Origin of the sequence: Arsenophonus endosymbiont of Bemisia tabaci Q2 (assembly GCF_902713415.1) — a bacterium.
Lineage (GTDB): Bacteria > Pseudomonadota > Gammaproteobacteria > Enterobacterales > Enterobacteriaceae > Arsenophonus.
This window is the reverse complement of record NZ_CACTIE010000257.1, coordinates 1-2,288: the sequence shown is the minus strand read 5'-3', so window position 1 is coordinate 2,288 and position 2,288 is coordinate 1. Positions and strand designations below refer to the sequence as shown.

The 2,288-nt window shown below is 36.1% G+C and carries 2 protein-coding genes and 1 pseudogene; 2 read left to right on the top strand and 1 reads right to left on the bottom strand.

What is annotated here, in order from left to right:
* Nucleotides 1–52: 52 nt before the first annotated feature.
* A pseudogene (locus ARSQ2_RS10880) lies at nucleotides 53–657 on the top strand (aminopeptidase N C-terminal domain-containing protein); the annotation flags it as partial.
* Between the two features lie 306 nt (nucleotides 658–963).
* Nucleotides 964–1,974, top strand: coding sequence for a quinone-dependent dihydroorotate dehydrogenase (pyrD, locus tag ARSQ2_RS10875; protein ID WP_181995305.1), 1,011 nt, complete (start codon nucleotides 964–966; stop codon nucleotides 1,972–1,974).
* A gap of 110 nt (nucleotides 1,975–2,084) precedes the next feature.
* Here pyrD and ARSQ2_RS10870 read toward each other — a convergent pair.
* Nucleotides 2,085–2,288: transposase (locus ARSQ2_RS10870; RefSeq protein WP_181995304.1), on the bottom strand; the 204-nt coding region annotated here is incomplete at its 5' end.

Sequence of the window (2,288 nt, the reverse complement as noted above, 5' to 3'; positions counted from 1 at the left end):
CTTTATCTCTAAAATCAATTGAATAGCTTATATAAATAATGTCATCAAAATTAAGTCGCTTACCTATAGATGCTTATTTTATCTGGCTTTTTGCCATGATAATCAACAAACGGATAAGTATGTCACCGAACAATATTATCAGGCTAATAATATGACTGACGCGATGGCGGCTTTGAGTGCTGCGGTGGCGGCCCAATTACCGACTTGTCAGCAGCTGATGGCAGAGTTTGAACAGTGTTGGCGTCATGATGGTTTGATAATGGATAAATGGTTTATGCTGCAAGCCACCAGTCCAGCTAAAAATGTTTTGTCAACACAGTACGTACTTTATTTACTCATCCGACATTTAGTATGGAGAATCCCAATCGAGTACGTGCTCTGATTGGAACTTTTGTTGCACAGAATCCGACAGCTTTTCATGCTGAGGATGGTACTGGCCATCAGTTTTTAGTGGAAATGTTAGTTATTTTAAATAGCAGCAGCAATCCGCAGGTTGCTTCTCGTTTGATCGAGCCGTTGATTCGTCTAAGACGCTATGATGACACACGTCAAAATCTGATGTATCAGGCGTTAACACAGTTAAAACAGTTAAAACAGTTAGATAATCTTTCCGCTGATCTATTTGAAAAAATTACTAAGGCGTTGAAAAACAAATAGCATTTTATTTTTCAATAGGTTACCAGCGTTTTCCTTCATAAAAACGATTACTTAAATAAGATATCCCTTTTTTTATAAGATTATCTGGGGGGATAGCTATTAGTTTGCTTTTACCTATTATTTTTAAAAACTTAAATGATAAAAAGCAGTGTCATATTAGGCATATTTAAATTATTATGATCATCTGTACATACCATTAATGATTTGCTCATAAATTTAGCAATAGACTGTTTTTCTAGAATAAAAACGGCAAATGGTTTCTATGACTAAATAATTTACATTATCTATCAAAAAAAGGTACAGCTAATGTTTTATCCCCTTATCCGAAAGGCGCTATTTGGCTTAAATCCAGAGCAAGCTCATGAAATTACCTTCTGGCAGCTTAAATATATCATGCATTCGCCGCTTAAGTTTTTGATCCGGCAGTCGCTCAATTTTAAGCCAACGACTTGTATGGGATTGACATTTAAGAATCCATTGGGATTAGCGGCCGGTCTTGATAAAAATGGTGAATGTATTGATGCTTTTGGCGCGATGGGATTTGGTTTCGTAGAAATAGGGACGGTCACACCTCGCCCACAACCTGGTAATGAAAAACCTCGGCTGTTCCGGCTGGTTGAAGCTGAAGGGTTTATCAACCGCATGGGATTTAATAATCTAGGTGTTGATAACCTGGTTGAGAATGTTAAAAAAGCGAAGTACGACGGTATTATTGGGATTAACATTGGCAAAAATAAAGATACCCCGATTGAACAGGGTAAAGACGATTATTTAATTTGCATGGAAAAAATTTATTCATATGCAGGTTATATTGCTGTCAATATTTCTTCACCTAATACGCCAGATTTAAGATTGTTACAATATAATGAAGCATTGGATGATTTATTGCAGTCAATTAAAAATAAACAACACTTATTAGCACAACAATACCAAAAGTATGTTCCTGTGGTGGTAAAAATTGCGCCTGATTTAACCGAAAAAGAGATTATTCAAATTAGCGATAGCTTAATTCGCCACCAGATTGATGGCGTTGTGGCTACAAATACCACTTTAGATCGGAATTTAGTGAAAGGATTAAGGTATTCAGGAGAAGCTGGTGGATTGAGTGGCCGACCTGTGCAATTGAAAAGCACTGAAATTGTGCGGTCGTTGACCAAAGAGTTAAAAGGACAGTTGCCAATCATGGCTGCTGGTGGAATTGATTCTTTGGTTGCAGCAAGAGAAAAATTGGCAGCAGGGGCATCATTGCTACAAGTTTATTCGGGATTTATTTATCACGGTCCTAAATTAATTAAAAATATTGTTAATTATATTTAATCCTAATTTAGGATTATAAAAGATTGACTGCTTTTTTATATCATTAATATTTATTTTGTAATCTGATAATTTATTAAATTCAGGTTTTTCTTTGAATATAGCTAAGCGACTTAATTTTGATTACACCATATTGAGTGCGAACAAAATATCTGTGTCGCATCCGAGCGCGAGCGCTCTTTTTTGCATTTAGCTTGTGCCCATTTATGTTCAATTGCATTAAGATCTGGCGAATAGGTAGGCAAATATTCCACCATATGCCCCGCATCGATGATGACTTGTTGAATACTCTGTTTCTTGTGAAAAGTTGCATTATC